23 protein-coding genes are annotated in these 24181 nt (G+C 73.0%); 14 read left to right on the top strand and 9 right to left on the bottom strand.

The annotated features are described in order from the left end of the window. Window positions 1-8 precede the first annotated feature (8 nt). Window positions 9-1724 carry a N,N-dimethylformamidase beta subunit family domain-containing protein gene (locus FB474_RS10200; RefSeq protein WP_141788539.1) on the bottom strand — a complete coding sequence of 572 codons (1716 nt, stop codon included), beginning with the start codon at window positions 1722-1724 and terminating at the stop codon, window positions 9-11. Window positions 1725-1836: 112 nt separating this feature from the next. Here FB474_RS10200 and uvrB point away from each other — a divergent pair, with 112 nt between their 5' ends. The 4 genes from uvrB (at window position 1837) to FB474_RS10180 (ending at window position 5998) form a co-directional block, all read left to right on the top strand. Beyond that, window positions 1837-3948 carry an excinuclease ABC subunit UvrB gene (uvrB, locus tag FB474_RS10195; protein ID WP_141788538.1) on the top strand — a complete coding sequence of 704 codons (2112 nt, stop codon included), beginning with the start codon at window positions 1837-1839 and terminating at the stop codon, window positions 3946-3948. Then, a complete protein-coding gene (locus FB474_RS10190; RefSeq protein ID WP_141788537.1) occupies window positions 3949-4332 on the top strand; it encodes an MmcQ/YjbR family DNA-binding protein in 384 nt (127 codons plus the stop codon). It abuts the gene before it with no gap. A 138-nt stretch (window positions 4333-4470) separates the two neighbouring features. After that, the gene (locus FB474_RS10185; protein WP_141788536.1) at window positions 4471-4803 is read left to right on the top strand and encodes a DUF3817 domain-containing protein; all 333 of its coding nucleotides are present in this window, start codon (window positions 4471-4473) and stop codon (window positions 4801-4803) included. Between the two features lie 202 nt (window positions 4804-5005). After that, window positions 5006-5998, top strand: coding sequence for a TerC family protein (locus FB474_RS10180; RefSeq protein ID WP_141788535.1), 993 nt, complete (start codon window positions 5006-5008; stop codon window positions 5996-5998). Here FB474_RS10180 and FB474_RS10175 read toward each other — a convergent pair. Then, on the bottom strand, window positions 5955-6950 hold the full coding sequence (locus FB474_RS10175) for an EamA family transporter (RefSeq protein WP_141788534.1): 996 nt from the start codon (window positions 6948-6950) through the stop codon (window positions 5955-5957). The two genes, FB474_RS10180 and FB474_RS10175, sit on opposite strands and share 44 nt — an antisense overlap. After that, window positions 6950-7717, bottom strand: a complete 768-nt coding sequence (locus FB474_RS10170; protein WP_221632503.1) for a C40 family peptidase — start codon at window positions 7715-7717, stop codon at window positions 6950-6952. The genes FB474_RS10175 and FB474_RS10170 overlap by 1 nt, the downstream gene beginning before the upstream one ends. A 20-nt stretch (window positions 7718-7737) precedes the next feature. Between FB474_RS10170 and FB474_RS10165 the strand changes: the two genes are divergently transcribed. Then, window positions 7738-8568 carry a serine hydrolase gene (locus FB474_RS10165; protein WP_141788533.1) on the top strand — a complete coding sequence of 277 codons (831 nt, stop codon included), beginning with the start codon at window positions 7738-7740 and terminating at the stop codon, window positions 8566-8568. On the opposite strand, the gene FB474_RS10160 is transcribed toward FB474_RS10165, so the two are convergent. Both FB474_RS10160 and FB474_RS10155 read right to left on the bottom strand, forming a co-directional pair. After that, the gene (locus FB474_RS10160) at window positions 8516-8929 is read right to left on the bottom strand and encodes a VOC family protein (protein ID WP_246092126.1); all 414 of its coding nucleotides are present in this window, start codon (window positions 8927-8929) and stop codon (window positions 8516-8518) included. The two genes, FB474_RS10165 and FB474_RS10160, sit on opposite strands and share 53 nt — an antisense overlap. Continuing rightward, the gene (locus FB474_RS10155) at window positions 8926-9192 is read right to left on the bottom strand and encodes a hypothetical protein (protein ID WP_141788532.1); all 267 of its coding nucleotides are present in this window, start codon (window positions 9190-9192) and stop codon (window positions 8926-8928) included. Before FB474_RS10155 ends, FB474_RS10160 begins: the two co-directional genes overlap by 4 nt. A gap of 128 nt (window positions 9193-9320) precedes the next feature. Here FB474_RS10155 and FB474_RS10150 point away from each other — a divergent pair, with 128 nt between their 5' ends. Beyond that, complete coding sequence (locus tag FB474_RS10150; RefSeq protein WP_221632502.1) at window positions 9321-9845, top strand: CGNR zinc finger domain-containing protein; 525 nt, start codon at window positions 9321-9323, stop codon at window positions 9843-9845. A 45-nt stretch (window positions 9846-9890) separates the two neighbouring features. Here FB474_RS10150 and FB474_RS10145 read toward each other — a convergent pair whose 3' ends face one another. Beyond that, window positions 9891-10553, bottom strand: coding sequence for an MBL fold metallo-hydrolase (locus FB474_RS10145; RefSeq protein ID WP_141788530.1), 663 nt, complete (start codon window positions 10551-10553; stop codon window positions 9891-9893). Between the two features lie 178 nt (window positions 10554-10731). On the opposite strand from FB474_RS10145, the gene FB474_RS10140 reads away from it, so the two are divergent. The 3 genes from FB474_RS10140 (at window position 10732) to FB474_RS10130 (ending at window position 12875) form a co-directional block, all read left to right on the top strand. Then, entirely contained in the window at window positions 10732-11373 is a 642-nt protein-coding gene (locus tag FB474_RS10140) for a sensor histidine kinase (protein WP_141788529.1), read from the top strand. 22 nt (window positions 11374-11395) lie between these two features. Continuing rightward, complete coding sequence (locus FB474_RS10135; protein WP_141788528.1) at window positions 11396-12046, top strand: response regulator; 651 nt, start codon at window positions 11396-11398, stop codon at window positions 12044-12046. A gap of 85 nt (window positions 12047-12131) precedes the next feature. Beyond that, window positions 12132-12875 carry a response regulator gene (locus FB474_RS10130; RefSeq protein ID WP_141788527.1) on the top strand — a complete coding sequence of 248 codons (744 nt, stop codon included), beginning with the start codon at window positions 12132-12134 and terminating at the stop codon, window positions 12873-12875. Between the two features lie 35 nt (window positions 12876-12910). Here FB474_RS10130 and FB474_RS10125 read toward each other — a convergent pair whose 3' ends face one another. Together FB474_RS10125 and FB474_RS10120 are read right to left on the bottom strand one after the other, a co-directional pair. Next, complete coding sequence (locus tag FB474_RS10125; RefSeq protein ID WP_141788526.1) at window positions 12911-13612, bottom strand: maleylpyruvate isomerase family mycothiol-dependent enzyme; 702 nt, start codon at window positions 13610-13612, stop codon at window positions 12911-12913. 10 nt (window positions 13613-13622) lie between these two features. After that, window positions 13623-15428 carry a glycoside hydrolase family 15 protein gene (locus FB474_RS10120; RefSeq protein WP_141788525.1) on the bottom strand — a complete coding sequence of 602 codons (1806 nt, stop codon included), beginning with the start codon at window positions 15426-15428 and terminating at the stop codon, window positions 13623-13625. 121 nt (window positions 15429-15549) lie between these two features. On the opposite strand from FB474_RS10120, the gene uvrA reads away from it, so the two are divergent. Then, entirely contained in the window at window positions 15550-18735 is a 3186-nt protein-coding gene (gene uvrA, locus FB474_RS10115) for an excinuclease ABC subunit UvrA (protein WP_141788524.1), read from the top strand. 49 nt (window positions 18736-18784) lie between these two features. Here the strand turns inward: uvrA and FB474_RS10110 are convergent, their stop codons facing one another. After that, the gene (locus FB474_RS10110) at window positions 18785-19606 is read right to left on the bottom strand and encodes a hypothetical protein (protein ID WP_141788523.1); all 822 of its coding nucleotides are present in this window, start codon (window positions 19604-19606) and stop codon (window positions 18785-18787) included. A 143-nt stretch (window positions 19607-19749) separates the two neighbouring features. Between FB474_RS10110 and FB474_RS10105 the strand changes: the two genes are divergently transcribed. The 4 genes from FB474_RS10105 to FB474_RS10090 are packed head-to-tail and all read left to right on the top strand — an operon-like array spanning window position 19750 to window position 24151. Then, window positions 19750-20229, top strand: coding sequence for a Rieske (2Fe-2S) protein (locus tag FB474_RS10105; protein WP_246092125.1), 480 nt, complete (start codon window positions 19750-19752; stop codon window positions 20227-20229). Window positions 20230-20272: 43 nt separating this feature from the next. Beyond that, window positions 20273-22306 (top strand): excinuclease ABC subunit UvrC, encoded by a 2034-nt coding sequence (uvrC, locus tag FB474_RS10100; protein ID WP_141788521.1) that lies wholly within the window; start codon window positions 20273-20275, stop codon window positions 22304-22306. 22 nt (window positions 22307-22328) lie between these two features. Beyond that, a complete protein-coding gene (gene rapZ, locus FB474_RS10095; protein ID WP_141788520.1) occupies window positions 22329-23216 on the top strand; it encodes an RNase adapter RapZ in 888 nt (295 codons plus the stop codon). Continuing rightward, window positions 23213-24151 carry a gluconeogenesis factor YvcK family protein gene (locus FB474_RS10090; RefSeq protein ID WP_141788519.1) on the top strand — a complete coding sequence of 313 codons (939 nt, stop codon included), beginning with the start codon at window positions 23213-23215 and terminating at the stop codon, window positions 24149-24151. The genes rapZ and FB474_RS10090 overlap by 4 nt, the downstream gene beginning before the upstream one ends. The last annotated feature ends 30 nt before the right edge of the window (window positions 24152-24181 follow it).

Genomic DNA, 24181 nt, shown 5'->3' with positions numbered 1-24181 from the left:
GGCCGGCGTCAGGAGGCGTCGTCGCCGGCGCTCGCCTGACCCAGCGCGGGGTAGGCCGTGGCCACGCTCGGGTGCCGGGCGCCGGCCCGCGGCGCGGCGAACGCGGTGAGCAGGTTGGTCGTGATCCGGTCGAGCGCGGCGACGGTGGGCGCCGGGACCGGCCCGTTCGGACACGTCGCGTCGAGGTCGCAGCTCCAGTAGGTCGAGCCGGCCGCGAAGACCCCGGCCCCGCTGGCGGCCGAGTGGTAGGCCGCGGTGGCCAGCGACGGCCGGGACCTGCTCCGGACCGGCACGACGGCCTGGAGCAGCACCTGGGTGTTGGCCGGGGTGTCGCCCCCTGGCGGCTCCACGGCGTCGACCTCGTAGCCGACGACGCCCGTGAGCACCGACCCGGGGCGCAGTGAGGTGCCGGCGAACAGCCAGGCAGGTGCGGTGCGGACCGTGTAGCTGCCGTGCACCCCGACGGCCGACATGCCGACGCCCACCAGGGCCGCGGGGTCCCGCCCGAGCAGCCGGGAGCGCCACTGCACCGTCGTCGTGGTGGGCGCCTTCTGCGCCAGGGTGTCCAGCGTGGCCAGGCGGTAGACCGTGACGCCCACCGGCAGCCCGTGGGGATCCCGCTCGATGCGGGCCTGCCAGTAGATCTCGTTGGCGCCCAGGGACGCGAGGTTCGTGCCGGCGTCCCGCGCGCGGACCAGGGCGTCGTAGGAGCGGGCGGTCCAGTACTCCGTGTGCCCGCCGAGCAGGACCGCGGACCGGCCGTCGACCTGGGCCGGCACGGCGTCGAGCGAGCTGACCGTCGTGACGTCGGCGGCCAGGTGGTGGCGGCCGAGGAACCGGACCAGCGGCACGTCCATGGCCAGCACCTGGGTCAGCCCGTCGCCGGACACCGGCCGGGCGGTCGAGGCCACGAAGGACCGGGTGGCGTTGCGCTCCTTGGGGGTGGCGCCGGGGCCGGCATACAGGCTGGTCCCGCCGTACTCGTTGTAGGCGTGCCAGGTGAGGTCTCCGGCGACCATGAGGTATGCCGCGCGGGTCCCCGAGGTCTGCACGACCAGGGGCATGAGGGACGGGCGGGCGGTCGGGTCCACCGGGCGGACCTCCACGAGGTAGAGCCCGGGCGGCCAGGTGGCGTCCACGGTGAGCGTCGTGCTGACCGGCCAGTGCTCGGCGACGACCCGGTCCGGGCCGGTCGGGACCGCCTCCGGGTGGGGGCGGGCGGTCAGCACGGGCGACTCCCAGACCAGGCGGGCGCCGCGACCGCCGTAGTCGCCCACGCGCAGCGCGCGCAGCCGCACGTCCATCGGGCCGCGCGTGGCGGACAGGCGCACGGTGACCCGCTGGCCGCAGACGGCGGTGGCGGTGTCGAGGTAGCCGACGACCGGTCCGGCGGCCGAACGCACCTGGCGCGGCGGGACGTCCCCGACGCCGGGGTGGCGCTCCTCGGCCGCGGCCCAGCCGTCCGTGGCGTTCGTGCAGGTCGCGGCGGGGGTGGGCAGGTCCTGCGAGATCGGCAGCGCCTCCTGGGTGACCGAGGAGGCGCTCGCGGCCGGCGGGCCCGGGCGTGCGGCCGGGGCGCTGGTGCTGCCGGTCGTGCTCCCGGCCCCCGGCGGGGGCGTGGCCGGGTCGCAGGCCGCGACCAGTCCGAGCAGCAGCAGGGCCGCCAGGGTCGTGGCTGTCCACGGTCCGGCGGCCCGGCGCGTCCCCGGTGCGCGTGCTCTCATGCACTCCCAACGACGCAGACCCCCGGTGCGCTCCCGGCCCGGCTGCCGGCCCTCGGCGGCGGCGCGCTGCGCGGCATACCGGCCTGTCGGGGCAGGCGTCTACGGTGTGTGCATGCGGCCCACCACCGACCTCCAGCGCACCGTGGCGCCCTTCCGCGTCGAGTCCGAGTTCCAGCCCGCCGGTGACCAGCCCCAGGCGATCGCGGACCTGGCCCGGCGGATCAACGCCGGCGAGCAGGACGTCGTCCTCCTCGGCGCCACCGGCACCGGCAAGTCGGCCACCACGGCGTGGCTCATCGAGCAGGTCCAGCGGCCCACGCTGGTCATGGCGCCCAACAAGACGCTGGCCGCGCAGCTGGCCAACGAGTTCCGCGAGCTGCTGCCGCACAACGCGGTGGAGTACTTCGTCTCCTACTACGACTACTACCAGCCCGAGGCCTACGTCCCGCAGACGGACACCTACATCGAGAAGGACTCCTCGATCAACGACGAGGTCGAGCGGCTGCGCCACAGCGCGACCAACTCGCTGCTGACGCGCCGGGACGTCATCGTGGTCGCGTCGGTCTCCTGCATCTACGGCCTGGGCACCCCGCAGGAGTACGTCGACCGCATGGCCCGACTCAAGGTCGGCCAGGAGATCGAGCGCGACCAGCTGCTGCGCAAGTTCGTCGAGATGCAGTACACCCGCAACGACCTGGCGTTCACCCGCGGCACGTTCCGGGTGCGCGGCGACACGGTCGAGATCATCCCGGTCTACGAGGAGCTCGCGATCCGCATCGAGTTCTTCGGTGACGAGATCGAGCGCATCTACACCCTGCACCCGCTCACCGGCGAGATCGTGCGCGAGGAGCAGGAGATGTACGTCTTCCCCGCCACGCACTACGTCGCCGGTCCCGAGCGCATGGAGCGGGCCATCCGGGGCATCGAGCTCGAGCTCGAGGAGCAGCTCGCGACGTTCGAGAAGCAGGGCAAGCTGCTCGAGGCCCAGCGGCTGCGCATGCGCACCACCTACGACATCGAGATGATGCGCCAGGTCGGCTCGTGCTCGGGCATCGAGAACTACAGCCTGCACATCGACGGCCGGCCGCGCGGCTCGGCGCCCAACTGCCTGCTCGACTACTTCCCCGAGGACTTCCTGCTCGTCATCGACGAGTCGCACGTGACCGTGCCGCAGATCGGCGCGATGTACGAAGGCGACATGTCCCGCAAGCGCACGCTGGTCGACCACGGCTTCCGGCTGCCGAGCGCGATGGACAACCGGCCACTGCGCTGGGAGGAGTTCCTGGAGCGGATCGGCCAGACCGTCTACCTCTCGGCAACCCCGGGGCAGTACGAGCTGGCCAAGAGTGACGGCGTGGTCGAGCAGATCATCCGGCCCACCGGGCTGGTCGACCCCGAGGTGGTGCTCAAGCCGACCAAGGGCCAGATCGACGACCTGTTGCACGAGATCCACGAGCGCACGGCCAAGGACGAGCGCGTCCTGGTCACCACGCTGACCAAGAAGATGGCCGAGGACCTCACCGACTACCTCCTGGAGAAGGGCGTGCGGGTGCGCTACCTGCACTCCGAGGTCGACACCCTGCGCCGGGTCGAGCTGCTGCGCGAGCTGCGGCTGGGCGAGTTCGACGTGCTCGTGGGCATCAACCTGCTGCGGGAGGGCCTGGACCTGCCCGAGGTGTCCCTGGTGAGCATCCTCGACGCGGACAAGGAGGGCTTCCTGCGCTCGGCCCGCAGCCTGATCCAGACCATCGGCCGCGCGGCCCGCAACGTCTCCGGCCAGGTGCACATGTACGCCGACAAGATGACCCCCTCCATGGAGGAGGCCATCGACGAGACCAACCGCCGACGCGAGAAGCAGATCGCCTACAACCGCGAACAGGGCGTCGACCCGCAGCCGTTGCGCAAGAAGATCGCCGACATCACCGACATGCTCGAGCGCGAGGACGCCGACACCGAGGCGCTGCTCGGCAGCGGCCGCTCACAGTCCCGCGGCAAGGGACGCGGCGGGGCCGGGGGCCGGGGTGCGCTCGCCGCCGACGTGGGGCTGTCCGGCGGGAGCCGGGCGGACCTGCCCGCCGGCGACCTGGCCAACCTCATCCAGGAGCTCACCGCCCAGATGCACCAGGCCGCGAGCGACCTGCACTTCGAGCTGGCCGCACGGCTGCGCGACGAGATCGGCGACCTCAAGAAGGAGCTGCGGCAGATGACTGCCGCCACCAAGTAGATGCTCCACGCCGACCTCGTCGGGCACTGCCTGGCCAAGCCCGGGGCCTGGCTGGACGAGCCGTGGGAGGGCGACCTGGTCGCCAAGGTGGCGGACAAGATCTTCGCCTTCCTCGGGTCACCGGCGCCGGACGGCACCGCCGGGGGAGTGGGCCTGAAGTGCGGTCGTGACGCCGAGGCGGCGCGGGAGTGGCGCGAGCGCTACCCCGACGAGGTGAGCGTGTCGGCCTACATCGGCCGCTACGGCTGGAACACCTTCACCGTCGGAGGCTCGGTGCCGGACGAGGAGCTGCTCGAGGCGGTCGACGACTCCTACGCGGACGTCGTGTCCCGGCTGCCGCGCAGCCGGCGGCCCCTGCCCGGCAGCGGTGGCCCGGCCGGGTGAGCCGGGCGTGCCGGCCGGTGCAGCCGGCAGCGGTGGCCAGCCCGGGTGACCTGGGGGTGCGGCCCGGCGCAGGGTGCCCGGGTCGGACCACCTAGGCTGGGCCGCTCCGCCTGCCCGACCACCCCGGATGGACCCCGCATGACCCGCAACCCCCGCCCGCTGTTCCGTGTCGTCGCCACCGCCGAGGCGGTGTCGTGGCTGGGCCTGCTGGCCGGCATGTTCGTCAAGTGGGTCCTGCACGGCAGCGAGGCCGGGGTCCACGTCTTCGGCCCCATCCACGGCACCGTCTTCCTGCTCTACCTGGTCGGGGTGCTCGTCGCCGGCCGCCGCTTCGCGTGGGACGCGCGCACCAGCCTGCTGGCGGTCGTGGCCGCGTTCCCGCCCTTCGCGACGCTGCTCTTCGAGCGCTGGGCCGACCACCGCGGGCTGCTGGGCGTGGCTGCCGGGGCGAGCACCCGGCATACCGCCTGAGCGACACCGGCATCCGGCCCGCCCGGCGATTTGGGGGTGCGGCCGTCCGGGTGGGAGACTGGCGGGACATTCGGAGGGGAGTATCCCCGCGCGGTGTCCTCGTCATCACGGACCCGGCCTGATCGCCGCGGTCCCGGGGAGCCGGCCCGCTCTGCGGGTGGGAGAGACCTCCGGCCACGTCACCGTGTCCGGAGGGTTGCCCATGAACGTCCCCACCTGGGTCTGGTTCGCCACGATCGGCGCCACCACCCTGTTCCTCGCCGTCGACGTCTTCGTCATCGGACGGCGCCCCCACGTCCCGTCCATGGCCGAGGCCGGGCGGCACCTGGCCTTCTTCGTCGGGCTGGCCGTCGCCTTCGGCCTGGGCGTGTGGTGGTTCAGCGGTGCCGACTACGCGGCGCAGTACTACGCCGGGTGGCTGACGGAGTACTCCCTCAGCGTCGACAACCTGTTCGTCTTCCTCATCATCATGGCCAAGTTCGGCGTGCCCCAGAAGCTGCAGCAGACCGCGCTGCTCGTGGGCATCGTCATCGCGCTGGTGCTGCGCGGCGTCTTCATCGGCGTCGGCGCGGCCGTGATCAACCAGTTCGCCTGGGTGTTCTACCTGTTCGGTGCCTTCCTCATCTACACCGCGGTCAAGCTGGCGCGCGAGGGTGAGAGCGACGACGAGGAGTACGAGGAGAACCGGTTCCTGCGCTGGGTCGAGGCCCGCTTCCCGGCGACGAAGGAGTGGCACGGCCCGCACCTGACCGTCGTCGACGCGGGCAAGCGGCTGGTCACGCCGATGTTCATCGTCATCCTCGCGCTCGGCACCACCGACCTGCTGTTCGCGCTCGACTCGATCCCGGCGATCTACGGCTTGACCAAGGAGCCCTACCTGGTGCTCACGGCCAACCTGTTCGCCCTGATGGGCCTGCGCCAGCTGTACTTCCTCATCGGCGGCCTGCTCCAGCGCCTGGTCTACCTCAGCGTCGGGCTGGCCGTGCTGCTGGCGTTCATCGGGGTCAAGCTCGTCCTGCACGCCCTGCACGAGAACTCCGTGCCGTTCATCAACGGCGGGCAGCCGGTGCACTGGGCCCCGGACATCCCGATCTCGGTCTCGCTCGGCGTGATCGTCGGGGTCCTGGCGGTGACGACCGTCGCCAGCCTGGTCAAGTCCGGTCGCGACGCCCGTGCCGAGGTGACGTCCTCCTGACGCGGGGAGGGTCAGGCGCCGCACCCCGTGCCTCGGCCGGGTGCGGCGACCTGGCCCCCGCGCCCTCTGCGGCGTCGTGCCCGCCGAGCGGGTCGGCGGGCTGCACCCCGGCGGGTCGGGCGCCCATCACCACCGCGCTCGCAGCCACGACGAGGCCCATGCCGGCGAGCTGGGTCGGTCGCAGCTGCTGCCCCAGGACCAGGCGCCCGGCGAGGGCCGCGACGGCCGGCTCCAGGCTGAGCAGCACGCCGAACACCTGGGCCGACAGGCGCCGGAGGGCCATGAGCTCCAGGGAGTAGGGCAGCACCGAGGACAGCAGCGCGATCCCCGCACCGCGCCAGAGCACGTCCGCGTCCCACAGCCGGGGCCCCGCCGTGACGATCCCCAGCGGGGCGATGAGCACGGCGGCCACGGTCATGGCCAGGGCCAGCCCGTCCAGCTGGGCGAAGCGGGCGCCCGTGCGCCCGGACAGCACGATGTATGCCGCCCAGCAGGCGCCCGCGGCGGCTGCCAGCCCCAGCCCGGCCAGGTCGAGGTCGGCCCAGGGGGTGTCGACCGCGCCGGAGATGAGCGCCACCCCGAGCGCGGCGCCGGCCACGGCGAGCAGGTCCAGCCGGCGCCGGGACAGCACGGTGGCCAGGAGCAGCGGCCCGATGAACTCGATGGTCACGGCCACGCCGATCGGCAGGCGGGCGAGGGCCGCGTAGAAGCACAGGTTCATCACGCCCAGGCTGAGCCCGAACGAGGCCACGGTCAGCCACGCGGCGCGGTCGTGACCGCCCAGGCGGGGTCGCGCCGCGGCCAGGAGCACTGCCGCCGCGATGACCAGGCGCAGCGCGACCGACCCGGCGGGACCGACCACCGGCACCAGGGTGGCGGCCAGCGCGCCGCCGAACTGCACGGACACGACCGCGGCCACGACCAGCAGCGGCGCGGGCGGCCGGCGGGACATCAGCTCGTGTGCGGCGCGCCCGGGAAGCGTCCGGCCCCGGCCAGGGTGGCCAGCCGGTCGGCGTCGAGGTCCTGCTCGAGGATCACGCCGAGGCCGTCGTTCTCCGGGGCGTGCAGCATCCGGCCCGGCGCGGTGACGATGCCGACGTGGTGGGCGCGCCGCCCCTCGCGGGCGAAGAAGTAGAGGTCGCCGGGGCGCACCTGCTCCAGCGGCACGGGCTCGCACGCGTCGTGCTGGTCGTCGGCGTCGCGGGGGACCACCACGCCGAGCTCGCGCATGGCGCGGTGGACCAGGCCGGAGCAGTCGAGCCCCTCCGCGGACATGCCGCCCCACAGGTAGCGCAGGCCGACGTGCCGTCCCGCCTGCTCGAGGAAGGTCCCCTCGACCCGCGGCGTGGTCGCGGTGCCGTCGGTGGCGTGGTCGGGGGCGGCGGCGGCGTCCGCGGGGCGTTCGGCGCCGAGGTGGGACAGGGGCACCCAGCCCGGGTAGCCGCGGGCGTCCAGGGAGCTCGGCTGCCAGGGGCAGACGACCTCCGCCCAGCCGTCCTCGGAGCGGTCGAGCACGAGGACGGGCTCGCCGCGCTCGAGCTGGGTGAGCACCCGCCCGTGCAGGCCGAGCCGGCCCTGGGGGACGGCGTCGTCGAGCAGGGCGAGCCAGGCCTCGACATCAGGCTGCTCGGCCACGGCGGGGCCGTCGATGTCCCGGGGGGCCCGGGCGCTGGTCCAGAGAGCGGTCACCGGCACGGTGACGTACATGCGGTTCTCCACGCAGGCCATACTCACATGTCGTGCTCGCTGAGGAGATCAGGTCCGTCATCCGGCGCGCCCCCGGGACGCTCGGGGTGGTCGTGCAGGACCCCTCCGGCGTGCTCGTCGACCTCGAAGGTGACCGGGTCGTCCCATCGGCTTCCACCATCAAGGTCCTCGTCCTGGTCGCCGCGCTGCGGCGGGTGGCGGACGGCCGGAGCCGGATGGGGGACCTGCTCGACCTGCCGGCCCCGGCGGAGCGGGTCGGGGGGAGCGGGCCGCTGCAGGCGCTGGGCTCGGTCACGAGGCTGCGCCTGGGGGAGCTGCTGGAGCTGATGGTGACCCTGAGCGACAACGACGCCACCAACGTGGTGCTCGACCTGGTCGGCCCGGACGGGCCGGCCGCCGTGGCCGCCGGGCTCGGCCTGGCCGACACGCGGCTGCAGCGCCGGATGATGGACTTCGCCGCCCGCGAAGCCGGGCGGGAGAACCTCACCAGCGCGCGTGACCTCGCCGCGCTCGTCGCGGCGCTGCGACGGGGTGAGGCGTTGCCGCCGGACCAGACGCGGGACGCGCTCGAGCTGCTGGGCCGTCAGCAGCTGCGCGACGGGCTGCCGGCCCTGCTGCCGCCGGCGGTGGTCTGCGGCAACAAGACCGGCGAGCTGCCGGGGATCCGCCACGACGTCGGCCTGCTGGAGTGTGACGGCCGCTGGGCGGCGGTGGCGGTGACCGCCACCGGCCTGGGCGACGGTCCGGTGGACCACGGCTCGGTGGCGTGGCCGTCCATCGCCGCGGTCGGTGCGGCCGTGGGGGCCTGGCTCAGCAGCGGCACAGGCAGAACGGGTGCCCCGCAGGGTCCGCGTAGACCCTGAAGGTGCGGGTGTCGCCCGGCTGCGGGTCGGTGACCGGGTCCAGCGGCCGGGCGCCCAGCGCGAGCACCCGCTGGTGCGCGACGACGAGGTCCGTCACGGCGACGTCGAGGTGCAGCTGCTGGGGCGGGCCGTCCGGCCACGCCGGCGGCTCGTAGCGGGACGCGCGCTGGAAGCCCAGGGAGACCCCGCCCGGCGCGGCCTCCAGGCTCACCCAGGCACCCTCCTCGCCGGTGTCCTCGTCCGAGCTGACCGTGCTGCCGAGCAGGGCGGCGTAGAACTGCGCCAGGGCGCGGGGGTCGGGGCAGTCGAGCACGACGGTGTCGAGCGCTCCGACCCCCACGCCGGTGGTGGGGGTGCTCACGCGGCGCAGCCCATCGGGGAGCTGCCCGCCGGGTGGCCGGTCGCCGGCGCCGTCGTGGTGCTGGCGGCGGCCGCGGCGGCCCGGGCCGCCGTACGGGCCCGGCGGGTCAGGTGCGGCAGGTGCGGAAGGTGGCCACGGCCCAGGGCCTGCAGCCCCAGGAACCGTGCGCTGGCGGCACTGACGGGCAGGGTGTGGTCCGCCCGGCGGTGCAGCTCGTGGATGCGCTCGTCAGCCAGGGCCCGCGTCAGTTCGGGGTTCAGCATGTCGATCTCTCCTCCGGTTCACCGGTCACCATCGTTGCTAACCGGTGAACTGATGATGGCAGTTACGTCGGCTGTCGCGCAACCACCTTTTCGGTTATGGTGGTTACATGGCAGAAAAGAGCGCAGGCGTGTCCGGAACCCGACCCCTCGTGCTCCTGGATGTCTGCGGGGACCCCGCCGAGCTGCTGGTCGACTTCCTCAACACGCTCGACGTGGACGAGGGCACCGACGTGCTGGCCTCCGCCGAGTCCTGGCAGGGGTGGCTCGAGGCGCACGAGCTCGGCTGCTTCGACGCGACCACCGGGGAGGAGCTCGCCGCGGCCCGGCAGCTGCGGGACGACCTGCGGGCCCGGGCGGCAGGGGAGCCGTGCGCCCAGGTGCGCGAGGTCGGCATACAGGTGGCGCTGAGCGGGGACGGCCAGGTGGAGCTCAGCGCTGCGAACCCCGTGGGCTTCCTCGCGGCGGCCGTGGCCACCGTGGCGATCGAGCAGCGGCTGGACCGGGTGAAGATCTGCCCGGCCGACGACTGCCGGTGGGCCTTCTACGACATTTCGCGTAACCGGTCCCGGCAGTGGTGCTCCATGGAGGTGTGCGGCAACCGGGCCAAGGCACGGGCCCACCGGGAGCGGCTCGCCGCCCGCGACACGGCCTGAGTGCCGCGCCTCCCGCCGGGAGGGGGAGTAGTCAGGACGAAGGTCCTACCAGCCGCGTGCGCGCCACTCGGCCAGGTGCGGGCGCTCGGCGCCCAGGGTGGTGTCCCGCCCATGGCCGGGGTAGACCCAGGTGCCGTCGTCGTAGACGCCGAACACGCGCTGCTCCACGTCGTCGAGCAGCGAGGTGAAGCGGGCTGCGTCCTTGCCGGTGTTGCCCACGCCGCCGGGGAACAGCGAGTCACCGGTGAACAGGTGCGTGCCCCCCTCGGGGTCCCGGTAGGCCAGGGCCACGGACCCGGGCGTGTGCCCGCGCAGGTGGACCACGTCGAGGCTGATCTCACCGAAGGTCACCGAATCGCCTTGGCGCAGAAGCTGACCCGGCTTCACCGGCAGGTGCGGGGCGTCCGCCTCGCCCGCCGCTGACGCTGCCCCGGTCGCGGCCACGACCTCGGCCAGGGCCCGGTGGTGGTCCCAGTGCTGGTGGGTGGTGACGACCAGGTCCAGGCCGCCGGAGCCCTCCTGCAGCAGGGCCAGGACCCGCGGGGCGTCGTCGGCCGCGTCGACGAGCAGCTGGGCGCCGGTGGCCCGGCAGGTGAGCAGGTAGACGTTGTTGTCCATGTCGGACACGCTTGCCTTGCGGATCGTCAGGGCGGGCAGCTCGCGGGTCTGGCTGGGCCCGCCAGGGGTCACGTCACCGGTGTAAGCCATGAACCCATCTTGGCAAATGCCTGATCTGTCTCCGGCAAAAGTTTCGCCCGCCAATAGTCACGATTGACTATGGCCCGTCCTCCACGGAGGCACCTAACTTGGCGTAGGTAAGGGCTCCGGACACGCCCGTACGGCCGTGGTCGGTCCCTCCCCCAAAGACCTGGGTTGAGGTGCTGAGATGACAACAGCTGTGGTGCACGACCCCTTGCGGGCGCCACTGGCGCAGGGGTCTGACGTCGACACGATCAGAGCCCTGTGCCATGACCTGCGCCAGCCGCTGGCGGCCATCCGCCTGCTGGCGGCTTCGGACGGCGGCGACGTCCGCCGGCGCCTGGACGGCATCCTCGAGCAGGCCTCCTGGCTGGCCGAGATGGTCGACGAGGTCCTCGTCGGGGCCAAGTCCGACCTGGCCGAGTACGTCGACGCCGGGCACCTGGCCGAGATGTGCGCCGTGCGCGCCCAGCCCACGGCCGGCGGCGAGGTCCGCTGTGCCCACGACGACACGGCGATCGTGCTGGCCAAGCCGGTCGCGCTGAGCCGGGCCATCGGCTGCCTGGTCGACAACGCCGTGCGCGCCGCAGGCGAGGGCGGTCACGTCCTCGTCTCGGTGCAGCAGTCCCTGGGGGTCGTGACGGTGACCGTGAGTGACGACGGGCCCGGGCTCGGGCACGTCGCCTCGCGGACCTCGCTCGGCCTCACGATCACCCGGGCCCTCGTCGCCTCGTGCGGCGGGCGCTTCGAGCTCGTTCCCGGTGAGTCCCGTGGCGCCGTCGCCCGGATCACGCTGCCCGCCGTCGCCCCTGCTGCGGCGGCTTCCTGAGAGATTGGTCCGGTGATGTGTCGTGCGTCTCGTCGTCTGCGATGACCACAGGCTGCTGCTCGAGGCGCTGAGCCTCGCCCTCGGGGAGAGCGGCCAGGAGGTGCTGGCCATGGCCGTCAACACCACCGATGCGGTGGCCGCGGTGCGCCAGCACCAGCCAGACGCCGTCCTGCTGGACCTCAACTTCCCTGACGGGACCGCCCTGGGGTCGATCAGCGACCTGCGACAGGCCTGCCCCACCGCCAAGATCGTCATCCTGTCCGCCTCCGCGGACCACAGCGTGGTGGCCGAGGCGATCGCCCAGGGGGCGCACGGCTTCATCGGCAAGGACCGGCCCGTGGCCGACATCGTCGGCGCGCTCGAGCAGGCCCGGCGCGGTCAGACGGCGGTGGACCCGGTGCTGCTGCAGCAGGCCCTGCGGCCGCGCCCGGCGGTGGACGACCCGCTGTGGGTGCTGAAGTTCCTGACCGACCGTGAGTGGGAGGTCATGCGCTGCATCATGGACGGCCAGTCCACCGACGAGATGGCCGAGAGCCTCGGGGTGCGCCGCAGCACCGCCCGCACCCACGTGCAGAACCTGCTCGCCAAGCTCGGCGTGCACTCCCGCCTGCAGGTCGCGGCCCTGATGACCGCCCACGGCACCCCCGAGATGTGGCCTCCGCGGATGCGCTGAGGCCGTCCCCCCGTGCATCTGCATGAGGTGACGGTCCCTCCTTCGCCTGATCTGCGCAGATGCCTACTCCCACAGGCTGTACACCATGGCCGCACAGACAATCAGGGTGCTCGTGGTCGACGACCACCCGGTGTTCGCAGAGGCGCTGGCCCAGTTCCTCGGGTCGCAGCCGGACTTCGAACCGGTGGGGACGGCGTCGACCGCTGACCAGGCGCTGCGCGTGATGCAGGAGCACCCCGTCGACGTGGTGACCCTCGACCTCGACCTCGCGGGTGAGGACGGGCTCGAGCTGGGGCGCAAGATCGCCGCGCAGTACCCCGAGACGGCGCTGGTGGTCGTCACGGGGGCCCGCGACACCAGCCGGATGCTGGAGGCGGTCCAGGTCGGGGCGCGGGGCTGGGTCACCAAGGACGGGGAGATCGAGGGCCTGGTCTCGGCCCTGCGGGGTGCTGCCCGTGGCGAGACGCACGTGCCCGCGGCGATGCTGCAGCGCATGCTCAACGGGCTGGCCGGCGGGGGACGGGAGCTGTCCGCGGAGGGGGAGGCGGTCGAGCGGCTCACGCCGCGCGAGCGGGAGGTCCTGCGCTGCCTCATGCAGGGGATGGCGCGCAAGCAGATCGGGGAGCTGCTGCAGGTGTCGCCGAACACCGTGCGGACCCACGTCCAGAGCATCCTGCACAAGCTCGAGGTGCACTCTGCGCTCACCGCCGTCGCGCTGGCCCGCCGGGGCGGCCTCGACGAGGAGCCGACGGGCGGCGGGGCCGGGGGCGCCGGTGGGGGCAGCCACCCCACGGGCCACCACGCCCCGATGGCCGGCCGCAGCGGCTGACCCGCATCGGGCCCGCCGCCGCCCTTCGTGCGGCGTCAGCCCCAGGGCGGCGGGGCGGGGACCGGGCGGTCGCTGGACAGGCCCAGGTCCACGCCCCGCGCCAGCCACGTCAGCAGCGCGGCGTCGGTGCCGGTGACCTCCTGCCCGCCGCCGCCGACGGTCCACTCGCCGCCCTCCCGGGACCGCAGCGTCAGGGACAGGTCCGGGGCGTGCAGCCGGCCGACGGCGTGGTCGACCGACCGGCGCACGAACCCGGCGTCGGCGTCGGCGAAGCCGTAGCCGGCGTGGAGGTCGACGTGGTGGAACACGACCTCGCGCAGCCGCAGGGTCGGCAGGGACCCGCCGCTGACGCGCACCCCGCCGCGCATCTCCACCTCGGCCGCCTCCGGCCCGCCCGCCAGTGCCGGTGCGGCGGCGGCGAACCGGGCCGCCGATGCCTCGAGGTCGGCCAGGATCGCGCTCAGCGGTCGCCGGGCGCCGTCCTCGATGTCGGCGTCGCGGGCCTCGGGGGAGGCGTACATGGGCGTCGGCTCCCCGGTCACCGCCCAGTGCACGAGGTTGCCCAGGGCGTCGGCGTTGCGGGCGAGGTGCGACAGGACGTGCGCCCGGGACCACCCCTCGCACAGGCTGCCCTCGCGCACCGAGACCTCGTCCAGGGTCGACGCGGTGCGCAGCAGGGCGGCGGTCTCGACCTCGAGCAGCGCGAGGTTGTCGGCCAGGTGCGAGGAGGCTGCCATGGCGCTCAACCTAGCTGCCGGCGAACGGCCGCGCGCGCTCCGGCGAGCCGTCGCGCAGGGTCATCGCGGCGCCGATGAGCGCCAGGTGCGAGAAGGCCTGCGGGAAGTTGCCGACCATGCGCTCGCGGACCGGGTCGTACTCCTCGGCGAGCAGCCCCAGGTCGTTGGCGAGGCCGACGAGGCGGTCCATCAGCGCCTCGGCCTCGGCCCGGCGGCCGGCGAGGGCGTAGGCCGAGACCAGCCAGAAGGAGCAGGCCAGGAACGGGTGCTCGTCCCCGCTGAGGCCGTCGACGCCGCTCTGCGTGCGGTAGCGCAGCACCAGCCCCTCGTGGAGCAGGTCCTCCTCGACGGCCCGGATCGTGCCCAGCACGCGCGGGTCGTCCCCGGGCAGGAAGCCGACCGCGGGGATGAGCAGCAGGGAGGCGTCGACCTCGCGGGTGTCGTAGTGCTGCACGAAGGTGCCGCGCTCGGCGTCGAAGCCGCGCTCGAGGACCTCACGGCGCACCTCGTCGCGGAGGGCGCGCCACTGGTCCACCGGCCCGGACAGGCCGTGCCGCTCCACCGCCGACACCGCGGCGTCGAAGGCCGCCCAGACCATGACCCGGGAGTGGGTGAACTGCCGCTGCGGTCCGCGGATCTCCCACAGGCCGTTGTCCGGCTCGTCCCAGTGCTCGGCCAGCTCCTGCACGAGCGCGCTCTGCAGCGCCCAGGAGTCCTCGGTCTCCTTCAGCCCCATCCGGCGGGCCTGCTCCAGCGCGGCCATGACCTCGCCGAGCACGTCGGTCTGCCGCTGCTCCACGGCGCCGTTGCCGACCCGCACCGGCCGGGACCCGGCGTAGCCGGGCAGGTGGTCCAGCTCCCGCTCGGGCAGCTCGCGGCCGCCGTCCACGGCATACATGATCTGCATGTCGGCGGGGTCGCCGGCGATGGCGCGCAGCAGCCAGCCGCGCCACAGGACCGTCTCCTCCACGTAGCCCGAGCCGAGCAGGGCCTGCAGGGTCAGCGAGGCGTCCCGCAGCCAGCAGTAGCGGTAGTCCCAGTTGCGGTGGCCGCCGAAGTCCTCCGGCAGCGAGGTCGTCGGGGCGGCGACGATGCCGCCGGTGCCCGCGTGGGTGAGCAGCCGCAGCACCAGCAGGGACCGCACCACCGCCTCGCGCCACCGGCCGGTGTGGTCGCAGTGCCGTGCCCAGTGCTCCGATCGCGCCAGCGTCTCGGCGATCCGCTCGTCGACGTCGAGCGGCTCGGGCACCGGGTGGTGGGACTTGAACCACGTCGTGGAGAACGTCAGCTCGTCACCGGCGCCGATCTCGAACTCGTCGACGTGGTGGCCGTCCTCTGGCTGGGGCAGCCGGTCCCCGCGCAGCACGAGCATGTCCGGCCCGGCGATCGCCGAGATCCACTCGTGGCCGTGGTCGTCCTTGTGCCGGTTCACCCACGGGCGGACCTTGCCGTAGGAGAAGCGCACCACCCACTCGTGCCGCACCCGGACCGTGCCCGAGACGCCCTCCACGCGGCGGACGATGTCGGCGCGGCCGTCGCCGAGCGGCATGACGTCGGTGACCCGGAATACCCCGGTGTCGGTCTCGTGCGTGGTCTCCAGCACGAAGCTGGACCCCAGATAACGCCGGGTGGTGCGCGCCGCCTCGACCGGGCCGAGCAGCCAGCGGCCGTGCTCGGGGGTGCCGAGCAGCGCGGCGAAGCAGGCGGGGGAGTCGAAGCGCGGCAGGCACAGCCAGTCCACCGAGCCGTCGCGCCCGACGAGCGCGGCGGTTCCGGTGTCGCCGAGCAGGGCATAGTCCTCGATCGGGAGTGCCATGCCCGGACTGTATGCCGTGTGGCTGGAGCCTCGCCCGGCACGCCGCCGGGCGGCGCGTCGCCGCAGGTCGCGGGGGCGTCCGGCGGGCGCGGGGGTGGGTCTGTCGGCCGGGGCACCTAGCATGGCGGACGTGCCCGAAGTGACCACTCGCCATACCCATGACCGCCTGATCGTGCGCGGTGCGCGCGAGCACAACCTCAAGGACGTCTCGGTCGACCTGCCGCGCGACAGCCTCGTCGTGTTCACCGGCCTGTCCGGCTCCGGCAAGTCCTCGCTGGCGTTCGACACGATCTTCGCGGAGGGGCAGCGGCGCTACGTCGAGTCCCTGTCGGCCTACGCCCGGCAGTTCCTCGGGCAGATGGACAAGCCCGACGTCGACTTCATCGAGGGCCTGAGCCCGGCGGTCTCGATCGACCAGAAGTCCACCAACCGCAACCCGCGCTCCACGGTCGGCACGATCACCGAGGTCTACGACTACCTGCGCCTGCTGTTCGCCCGCGCCGGGCGGCCGCACTGCCCGGTGTGCGGCGAGCCGGTCACCCGGCAGACCCCGCAGCAGATCGTCGACCGGCTGCTCGAGCTGCCCGAGCGCACCCGCTTCCAGGTGCTCGCGCCGGTCGTCCAGGCGCGCAAGGGCGAGTTCGTCGACCTGTTCGCCGAGCTGCAGACCAAGGGCTTCTCCCGGGCTCGGGTCGACGGCGAGGTCATCACCCTCACCGAGCCGCCCAAGCTGGAGAAGCAGAAGAAGCACACCATCGAGGTGGTCATCGACCGGCTCGTGGCCAAGGGCGACGACGCCGGCGCCAAGCGGCGGCTGACCGACTCGGTGGAGACCGCGCTGTCGCTGACCGGCGGGGTGCTCATCGTCGACTTCGTCGACCTCGACGCCAAGGACCCGGAGCGGGAGCGGCGCTTCTCCGAGAAGATGGCCTGCCCCAACAACCACCCGCTGGCCATCGACGAGGTCGAGCCGCGCTCGTTCTCGTTCAACAGCCCGTTCGGCGCCTGCCCCAAGTGCACCGGCCTGGGCACCGAGCTCGAGGTCGACCCCGAGCTGCTCGTGCCCGACGAGGACCTGTCCATCCGCGACGGCGCGATCGCGCCGTGGGCGCAGGGGTCCGGCTCGGCCGACTACTTCCTGCGGGTCATCGGTGCGCTGGCCGAGGACCTGAAGTTCAGCCTCGACAAGCCCTGGCACTCCCTGCCCGAGCGGGCCCGTGACGCGCTGCTCTACGGGCAGGACTACAAGGTCCACGTCAAGTACCGCAACCGTTACGGCCGCGACCGGTCCTACACGACCGGCTTCGAGGGCGTGGTGCCGTTCGTCAAGCGGCGGCACGCCGAGACCGACTCGGACTGGAGCCGGGAGCGCTACGAGGGCTACATGCGCGAGGTGCCCTGCCCCGAGTGCAAGGGCGCCCGGCTCAAGCCGGAGTCCCTGGCGGTCCTCGTCGGCGGACGCAGCATCTCCGAGGTCTGCGCGCTCGCGATCGCCGACTGCGCCCAGTTCCTCCAGGGGGTGGAGTTCACCTCCCGCGAGCGGCAGATCGCCGAGCGGGTGATCAAGGAGATCGAGGCCCGGCTGGGCTTCCTGCTCGACGTCGGCCTGGACTACCTCTCCCTGGACCGGCCGGCGGGCACCCTCTCCGGTGGTGAGGCCCAGCGCATCCGCCTGGCCACCCAGATCGGGTCCGGCCTGGTCGGCGTGCTCTACGTCCTCGACGAGCCGTCGATCGGCCTGCACCAACGCGACAACCACCGGCTCATCGAGACGCTGACCCGGCTGCGCGACCTGGGCAACACCCTGATCGTGGTCGAGCACGACGAGGACACCATCGCCACCGCCGACTGGGTCGTCGACATCGGTCCCGGCGCCGGCGAGCACGGCGGCCACGTGGTGCACTCCGGCCCGGTCGCCGACCTGCTGACCCACCCCGACTCGATCACCGGCGCCTACCTGTCCGGGCGCCGCGAGATCGAGGTGCCCGAGCTGCGCCGGCCGCAGGAGAAGGGCCGCGAGGTCACCGTGGTCGGGGCGCGCGAGCACAACCTCGACGGCGTCGACGTCAGCTTCCCGCTCGGCAACCTCGTCGCGGTGACGGGCGTGTCCGGCTCGGGCAAGTCGACCCTGGTCAACGACATCCTCTACAACGTCCTGGCCAACAAGCTCAACGGCGCCCGCCACGTGCCCGGCCGGCACAAGACGGTCAAGGGTCTCGAGCACCTCGACAAGGTCGTCCACGTCGACCAGAGCCCCATCGGGCGCACCCCGCGGTCCAACCCGGCCACCTACACCGGGGTCTTCGACAACATGCGCAAGCTGTTCGCCGAGACCACCGAGGCCAAGATCCGCGGCTACATGCCGGGCCGGTTCTCGTTCAACGTCAAGGGCGGTCGCTGCGACGCCTGCTCCGGCGACGGCACGATCAAGATCGAGATGAACTTCCTGCCCGACGTCTACGTCCCGTGCGAGGTCTGCCACGGGGCGCGCTACAACCGCGAGACGCTCGAGGTGCACTTCAAGGGCAAGACGATCGCCGACGTCCTCGACATGCCGATCGAGGAGGCCGCGGAGTTCTTCGAGGCCGTGCCGGCGATCTCGCGCCACCTCAGGACCCTCGTCGACGTCGGCCTGGGCTACGTCCGCCTCGGCCAGCCCGCGCCGACCCTCTCCGGCGGTGAGGCCCAGCGGGTCAAGCTCGCCTCCGAGCTGCAGAAGCGTTCGACCGGGCGCACGATCTACGTCCTCGACGAGCCGACCACCGGCCTGCACTTCGAGGACATCCGCAAGCTGCTCGGGGTGCTCCAGGGCCTGGTTGACAAGGGCAACACGGTCATCGTCATCGAGCACAACCTCGACGTGATCAAGAACGCCGACTGGATCGTCGACATGGGTCCCGAGGGTGGTCACCGGGGCGGCCAGGTCGTCGCCACGGGCACGCCGGAGGACGTCGCCGCCCACGAGGAGAGCCACACCGGGCGGTTCCTCGCCCCGATCCTGGCCCGCAGCGCGCGGACGCCGGGACGGGCCACGGGGTCGGCGGTCACGGCCTCCGGCAAGGCCGGCGCGCCGACCCGGGGCGGCGCCACGGCGCCCAAGACCGTTGCGGCGGCGCGGGCCTCCTCCCGCAAGACGGCCACCTCGGCGGCGACCACGCCGGCCCGGAAGGCGACCGCTGCGAAGTCCGGTGGTGCGAAGTCGGGCACTGCGAAGGCCGGCGCGGCGAAGTCGGGCGCTGCGAAGGCCGGTGCCGCGAAGGCGGCCGGGAAGAAGGCAGCGACCAGGGCCACCCGCCCGAAGTCCTGAGCACTGCCGCGTCCTGAGCGCGGCGGCGTCGCGGGCGCCCCGGGGCGGCCTACGACTCGGGGTGCTTGCGGCGCTCCCGCGGCGGCGGGGAGATCTGCTGGCGCACCAGCGAGAACGCCTCGGTCGGCCACTCGATCCCCGGGGCGCGCTTGCGCAGCTCCCACTCGGCGAGGTCCACGAGCCGCACCGCAGACTCCGGCAGGTCCAGCGACAGGGCGTCGTCGAGCTCGGCGCCCAGCAGCGGGTGCACCCGCTCGAACCGGCGGGTCGGCTCCAGCGAGTCCAGCAGCCCGGCGTTGGCGCTGACCACGTGCCGGTTCAGCAGCACCAGCAGGTGGCGGACGGCGGCGCTCTGCACCAGGGCCCGGCCGCTGAGCTTCTCGCCGCGGCGCCAGCGCCCGACCCCGACGAGGACGTTGGTGAGGAACTGCCCGACGAGGTACTCGTCGGTCTCGGCCTCCTTGTCCACCACGGCGCTCGTGGCGGCCGCCACGGCCGCCAGCCGTTCGGTGACGTCCGCGCGGTCCAGCAGCACGCGATACCGGTTGACGCGGGCGAGGGCGAGCTCGTCCGGCTCGAAGACGGCCAGCTCCAGCAGGTGTCCGCTGTCGTAGAGGACCTTCAGGCCGTGGGCGGTCTCCCGGAAGCTGAACGAGATCCGCTCATTGTCCGGCAGCCAGGACAGGTCGCTGCGCAGCATCTCCGCGGCGCCGAGCCGGGTGACCACGAAGAAGTCGTGGTCGCTGTGCCGGTCGGGCGCGTAGTCGCGCAGGGCCATCGACCCGAGCGCCACCAGGCCCAGGACCTCCGGTCGTCCCCCGAGCGACTCCGTGAGGGAGTCGGTGAACCCCTGGTACTCCGCGAGCTCCATGGGGACAACTGTCCCCGATGCGCGCCCGTCCGGACAGAGCCTGTGCGCAGGAAATCGCGCGGGGAGGAGGTGAACCACACGCAGGGTGTCTACGTTGTCCCCGACAGTCGCCGGCGTCGGCGGCACGGACCCGGGAGGCTGCAGTGACCGAGCTCGACCACCAGACCCCTGTCGAGGCCTGCGCAGGCTGTCTCGACCGCCGCACCGTCCTGCGCGGCGCGGGCGCGATCGGCGCCGCAGCTGCCGGTGTAGGCGTCCTGGCCGCCTGTGGCAGCAGCGCCGGGCAAGCGGCGTCCTCCGCCGCGTCGCAGGCGGTCGGCTCCGCCACGGACGCCGCCAAGAACGCTGTGAAGTCCGCGCAGGTCCCGGTCGGCGGGGGCAAGGTGCTCACCGACGCCAAGGTGGTCATCACCCAGCCGACGTCGGGACAGTTCAAGGCGTTCTCGGCCGTGTGCACCCACCAGGGCTGCATCGTCGCCGACGTCTCCGGCGGCACGATCAACTGCGGCTGCCACGGCAGCCAGTACGACATCGCCACCGGTGCGGTGAAGCGCGGTCCGGCCACGGCCCCGCTGGCGCCCAAGAGCGTCAAGGTCGGCGCCGACGGGATCACCGTCACCTGAGACGGTGACGGGGTCGGTCGGTCCCGCCTCATAGGGTGGGGGCGTGGCCGACCCCTCGTCCTACCGTCCCAAGCCGGGGGAGATCCCTGCCGACCCGGGCGTCTACCGCTTCCGCGACGCCGCCGGGCGGGTCATCTACGTCGGCAAGGCCAAGTCGCTGCGCTCGCGGCTGTCTTCCTACTTCCAGGACATCGCCGCGCTGCACCCGCGCACCCGCACGATGGTCACCACCGGCGCCAGCGTCGAGTGGACCGTCGTCAGCAACGAGGTCGAGGCGCTGCAGCTGGAGTACTCCTGGATCAAGGAGTTCGACCCGCGCTTCAACGTCAAGTACCGCGACGACAAGTCCTACCCCTACCTCGCGGTGACCATGGGGGAGGAGTTCCCGCGGGCCCAGGTGCTGCGCGGCGCCAAGCGCAAGGGCACGCGCTACTTCGGCCCCTACGCCCACGCCTGGGCGATCCGCGAGACCCTCGACCTGCTGCTGCGGGTGTTCCCCATGCGCACGTGCAGCGGCGGGGTGTTCAAGCGTGCCGGCCAGGTCGGGCGGCCCTGCCTGCTCGGCTACATCGACAAGTGCTCGGCGCCCTGCGTCGGCCGGGTCAGCGAGCAGGAGCACCGCGCCATCGCCGAGGACTTCTGCGACTTCATGGCCGGCAACACCACCAAGTTCGTCAAGCGCCTCGAACAGCGCATGAAGGACGCCGCCGCCGAGATGGACTACGAGCAGGCGGCCCGGCTCCGTGACGACATCGGCGCGCTGCAGCGGGCGCTGGAGAAGTCCGCGATGGTCCTCGGCGACGCCACCGACGCGGACGTGTTCGCCCTGGCCGACGACGAGCTCGAGGCCGCCGTGCAGGTGTTCCACGTCCGGGGCGGCCGCGTGCGCGGCCAGCGCGGCTGGGTGGTCGAGAAGGACGACGAGGCCGTGCCCGACCTGGTCGAGCACCTCCTGCAGCAGGTGTATGGCGGGGAGTCGCCGGAGGGGGTCCCGCGCGAGGTCCTCGTCCCCGTCCTGCCCGAGGACGCGGCCCACCTCGGCCAGTGGCTGACCGGGCTGCGCGGTGCACAGGTCGACCTGCGGGTGCCGCAGCGGGGCGACAAGCGCGCCCTGATGGACACCGTGCGCCGCAACGCCGAGCAGTCCCTGGCCCGGCACAAGGTCGCCCGCGCCGGCGACCTCACTGCGCGCAGCCTGGCCCTCGAGGAGCTGCAGCAGACCCTCGAGCTGCCCGACGCGCCCCTGCGCATCGAGTGCTTCGACGTCAGCCACATCCAGGGCACCCAGGTCGTCGCGTCGATGGTGGTCTTCGAGGACGGCCTGCCGCGCAAGTCCGAGTACCGCCGGTTCATCGTGCGTGGCGCCGTGGGCGCCGACGGTGGGGGAGTGGATGGCGCCGCCGCCGACGGACCGGTCCAGGTGGACGACACCGCCGCGATGCGGGAGGTCCTGACCCGCCGGTTCCGGCGCTACCTCGACGACCGCTCCGAGGCTACTGACCTCGAGGTCGACGACCGGCTCGGTGAGGACGAGGACGGCCCGGCCGGCGCGCGGATCGACCCCGACACCGGCCGGCCGCGCCGGTTCGCCTACCCGCCCAACCTCGTGGTGGTCGACGGCGGCCTGCCGCAGGTCAACGCCGCGCAGGCGGTGCTCGACGAGCTCGGCATCGACGACGTCGCGCTGGTCGGCCTGGCCAAGCGGCTCGAGGAGGTCTGGGTGCCGGGGCAGGACTTCCCGGTGATCCTGCCGCGCACCAGCGAGGGCCTCTACCTGCTGCAGCGGCTGCGCGACGAGGCCCACCGGTTCGCCATCACCTTCCACCGTCAGCGGCGGTCCAAGGCGATGACCAGCAGCGTGCTGGACACCATCCCGGGGCTGGGCGCCACCCGGCGCAAGGCTCTGCTCAAGCACTTCGGGTCGGTCAAGAAGGTCCGGGCCGCCACGGAGGAGCAGATTCGCGAGGTTCCCGGCATCGGACCCGCGCTTGCTGCCACGATTCATACGACGCTGGCTGCCGAGCAGCAGACCGCGACGCCGGCGGTCAACGTGACCACCGGTGAGGTGCTGGACTGATGACGTGCAAAGGGGAGCACACGTGAGTGACACAGGCGGGCCCGCCAACGCACCGACGGACGTGGTGGTACTCACCGGCATGAGCGGCGCCGGGCGGTCCACGGCAGCCAACGTGCTCGAGGACCTCGGCTGGTACGTCGTCGACAACCTCCCGCCACAGATGATCCTGCCCATGGCCGAGCTGGCCGAGCACTCCCGCGGCGGGGTCTCCCAGCTCGCCGTCGTCGTCGACGTGCGCAGCCGCACCTTCTTCACGGCCCTGCGCGAGGCACTGCAGACCCTGCGCAGCCGGGGCTGGAAGCCCAACGTCGTGTTCGTCGACGCCACCGACGAGGCGCTCGTGCGCCGTTTCGAGAGCGTGCGCCGGCCGCACCCGCTGCAGGGCCACGGCCGGCTGCTCGACGGCATCACCCGGGAGCGCACCCTGCTCGGCGACCTGCGTTCCGAGGCCGACATCCTCATCGACACCTCGGGCCTGAACGTCCACCAGCTCTCCGCCAAGGTCTCCCAGGTGTTCGCCACCGAGGGCGGCCCGCGCCTGCGCCTCGCGGTGATGTCGTTCGGCTTCAAGTACGGCATCCCGCTCGACGCCGACCTCGTCTTCGACATGCGCTTCCTGCCCAACCCGTTCTGGGTGCCGGAGCTGCGCTCCCAGACCGGCAAGGACGCCCCGGTGGCCGACTACGTCATGAGCCAGCCGGGCGCCAAGGAGTTCGTGGACCGGGTCGTGGACCTCATGGACCCGGTGGTCGGCGGCTACCTGCGTGAGGGCCGGCGCTACGTCACCCTCGCGGTCGGCTGCACCGGCGGCAAGCACCGCTCCGTCGCGGTGGCCGAGGCGCTCGCCGCCCGGCTCTCCTCCGACGAGGTGGCCACGATCCTCGTGCACCGAGACCTGGGTCGCGAGTGAGCGGTCCCTCCGTCGTCGCGCTGGGCGGAGGCCACGGCCTGGCCGCCTCCCTGGCCGCCCTGCGGCACGTCACCGACCACATCTCCGCCGTCGTCACGGTCGCCGACGACGGCGGCTCCAGCGGCCGGCTGCGCCGGGAGTTCGACGTCCTGCCGCCCGGCGACCTGCGGATGGCGCTGTCCGCGCTCACCGAGGACACCGAGTGGGGCCACCTGTGGCGCGACGTGCTGCAGCACCGCTTCCACGGCGACGGCGAGCTCGGCGGCCACGCCCTGGGCAACCTGCTCATCGTCTCGCTGTGGGAGCAGCTCGGTGACACCGTCTCCGGCCTGGACATGGTCGGCCGGCTGCTCAACGCCCGGGGCCGGGTGCTGCCGATGGCGGCGGTGCCGCTGACCATCCGGGCCGACGTGATGGGGCAGGACCCGGTGCGACCGCTCGACATCAGCGTGGTCACGGGCCAGGTCGAGGTGGCCACCACCACGGGGCGGGTGCTGAGCATCAGCCTCGACCCGGAGGAGCCGCCGGCGTGCGAGGAGGCGGTGTCCGCGGTCGACGAGGCGGACTGGGTCGTCCTGGGGCCGGGGTCGTGGTTCACCTCGGTCATGCCCCACCTGCTCGTGCCGGGGCTGCGCGACGCGATCGTCGGCACCGGTGCGCGCCGGCTGCTGACCCTGAACCTGCAGATGCACACCGGCGAGACCGAGGGCTTCTCGGCCGAGAACCACCTCGAGGTGCTGGCCGCCCACGCGCCCGACCTGCACCTCGACGTGGTGCTCGCCGACCCGCGGGTGGTCACCGACGAGAAGCTGCTGCGCCGGGTCTGCGAGGACCTCGGGGCCGACCTCGTCGTCACGCCCGTGGCGGCGACCGACCACCCCGGCCAGCATGACGAGCTGCGCCTCGCCGCGGCATACCGCGACGTCCTGACCTGACCCGGCAGCGGGGTTTGTTGACACCTTCCG

Origin of the sequence: Oryzihumus leptocrescens (assembly GCF_006716205.1) — a bacterium.
GTDB classification, from domain to species: Bacteria; Actinomycetota; Actinomycetes; order Actinomycetales; family Dermatophilaceae; genus Oryzihumus; species Oryzihumus leptocrescens.
This window is presented reverse-complemented; position numbering and strand designations above follow the sequence as displayed.

Coding starts and splice junctions, on each gene's coding strand:
- FB474_RS10200 (WP_141788539.1), bottom strand. CDS start 1,724: ATGAGAGCACGCGCACCGGGGACGCGCCGGGCCGCCGGACCGTGGACA.
- uvrB (WP_141788538.1), top strand. CDS start 1,837: ATGCGGCCCACCACCGACCTCCAGCGCACCGTGGCGCCCTTCCGCGTC.
- FB474_RS10190 (WP_141788537.1), top strand. CDS start 3,949: ATGCTCCACGCCGACCTCGTCGGGCACTGCCTGGCCAAGCCCGGGGCC.
- FB474_RS10185 (WP_141788536.1), top strand. CDS start 4,471: ATGACCCGCAACCCCCGCCCGCTGTTCCGTGTCGTCGCCACCGCCGAG.
- FB474_RS10180 (WP_141788535.1), top strand. CDS start 5,006: ATGAACGTCCCCACCTGGGTCTGGTTCGCCACGATCGGCGCCACCACC.
- FB474_RS10175 (WP_141788534.1), bottom strand. CDS start 6,950: ATGTCCCGCCGGCCGCCCGCGCCGCTGCTGGTCGTGGCCGCGGTCGTG.
- FB474_RS10155 (WP_141788532.1), bottom strand. CDS start 9,192: ATGCTGAACCCCGAACTGACGCGGGCCCTGGCTGACGAGCGCATCCAC.
- FB474_RS10145 (WP_141788530.1), bottom strand. CDS start 10,553: ATGGCTTACACCGGTGACGTGACCCCTGGCGGGCCCAGCCAGACCCGC.
- FB474_RS10140 (WP_141788529.1), top strand. CDS start 10,732: ATGACAACAGCTGTGGTGCACGACCCCTTGCGGGCGCCACTGGCGCAG.
- FB474_RS10130 (WP_141788527.1), top strand. CDS start 12,132: ATGGCCGCACAGACAATCAGGGTGCTCGTGGTCGACGACCACCCGGTG.
- FB474_RS10125 (WP_141788526.1), bottom strand. CDS start 13,612: ATGGCAGCCTCCTCGCACCTGGCCGACAACCTCGCGCTGCTCGAGGTC.
- FB474_RS10120 (WP_141788525.1), bottom strand. CDS start 15,428: ATGGCACTCCCGATCGAGGACTATGCCCTGCTCGGCGACACCGGAACC.
- uvrA (WP_141788524.1), top strand. CDS start 15,550: ATGGCGGACGTGCCCGAAGTGACCACTCGCCATACCCATGACCGCCTG.
- FB474_RS10110 (WP_141788523.1), bottom strand. CDS start 19,606: ATGGAGCTCGCGGAGTACCAGGGGTTCACCGACTCCCTCACGGAGTCG.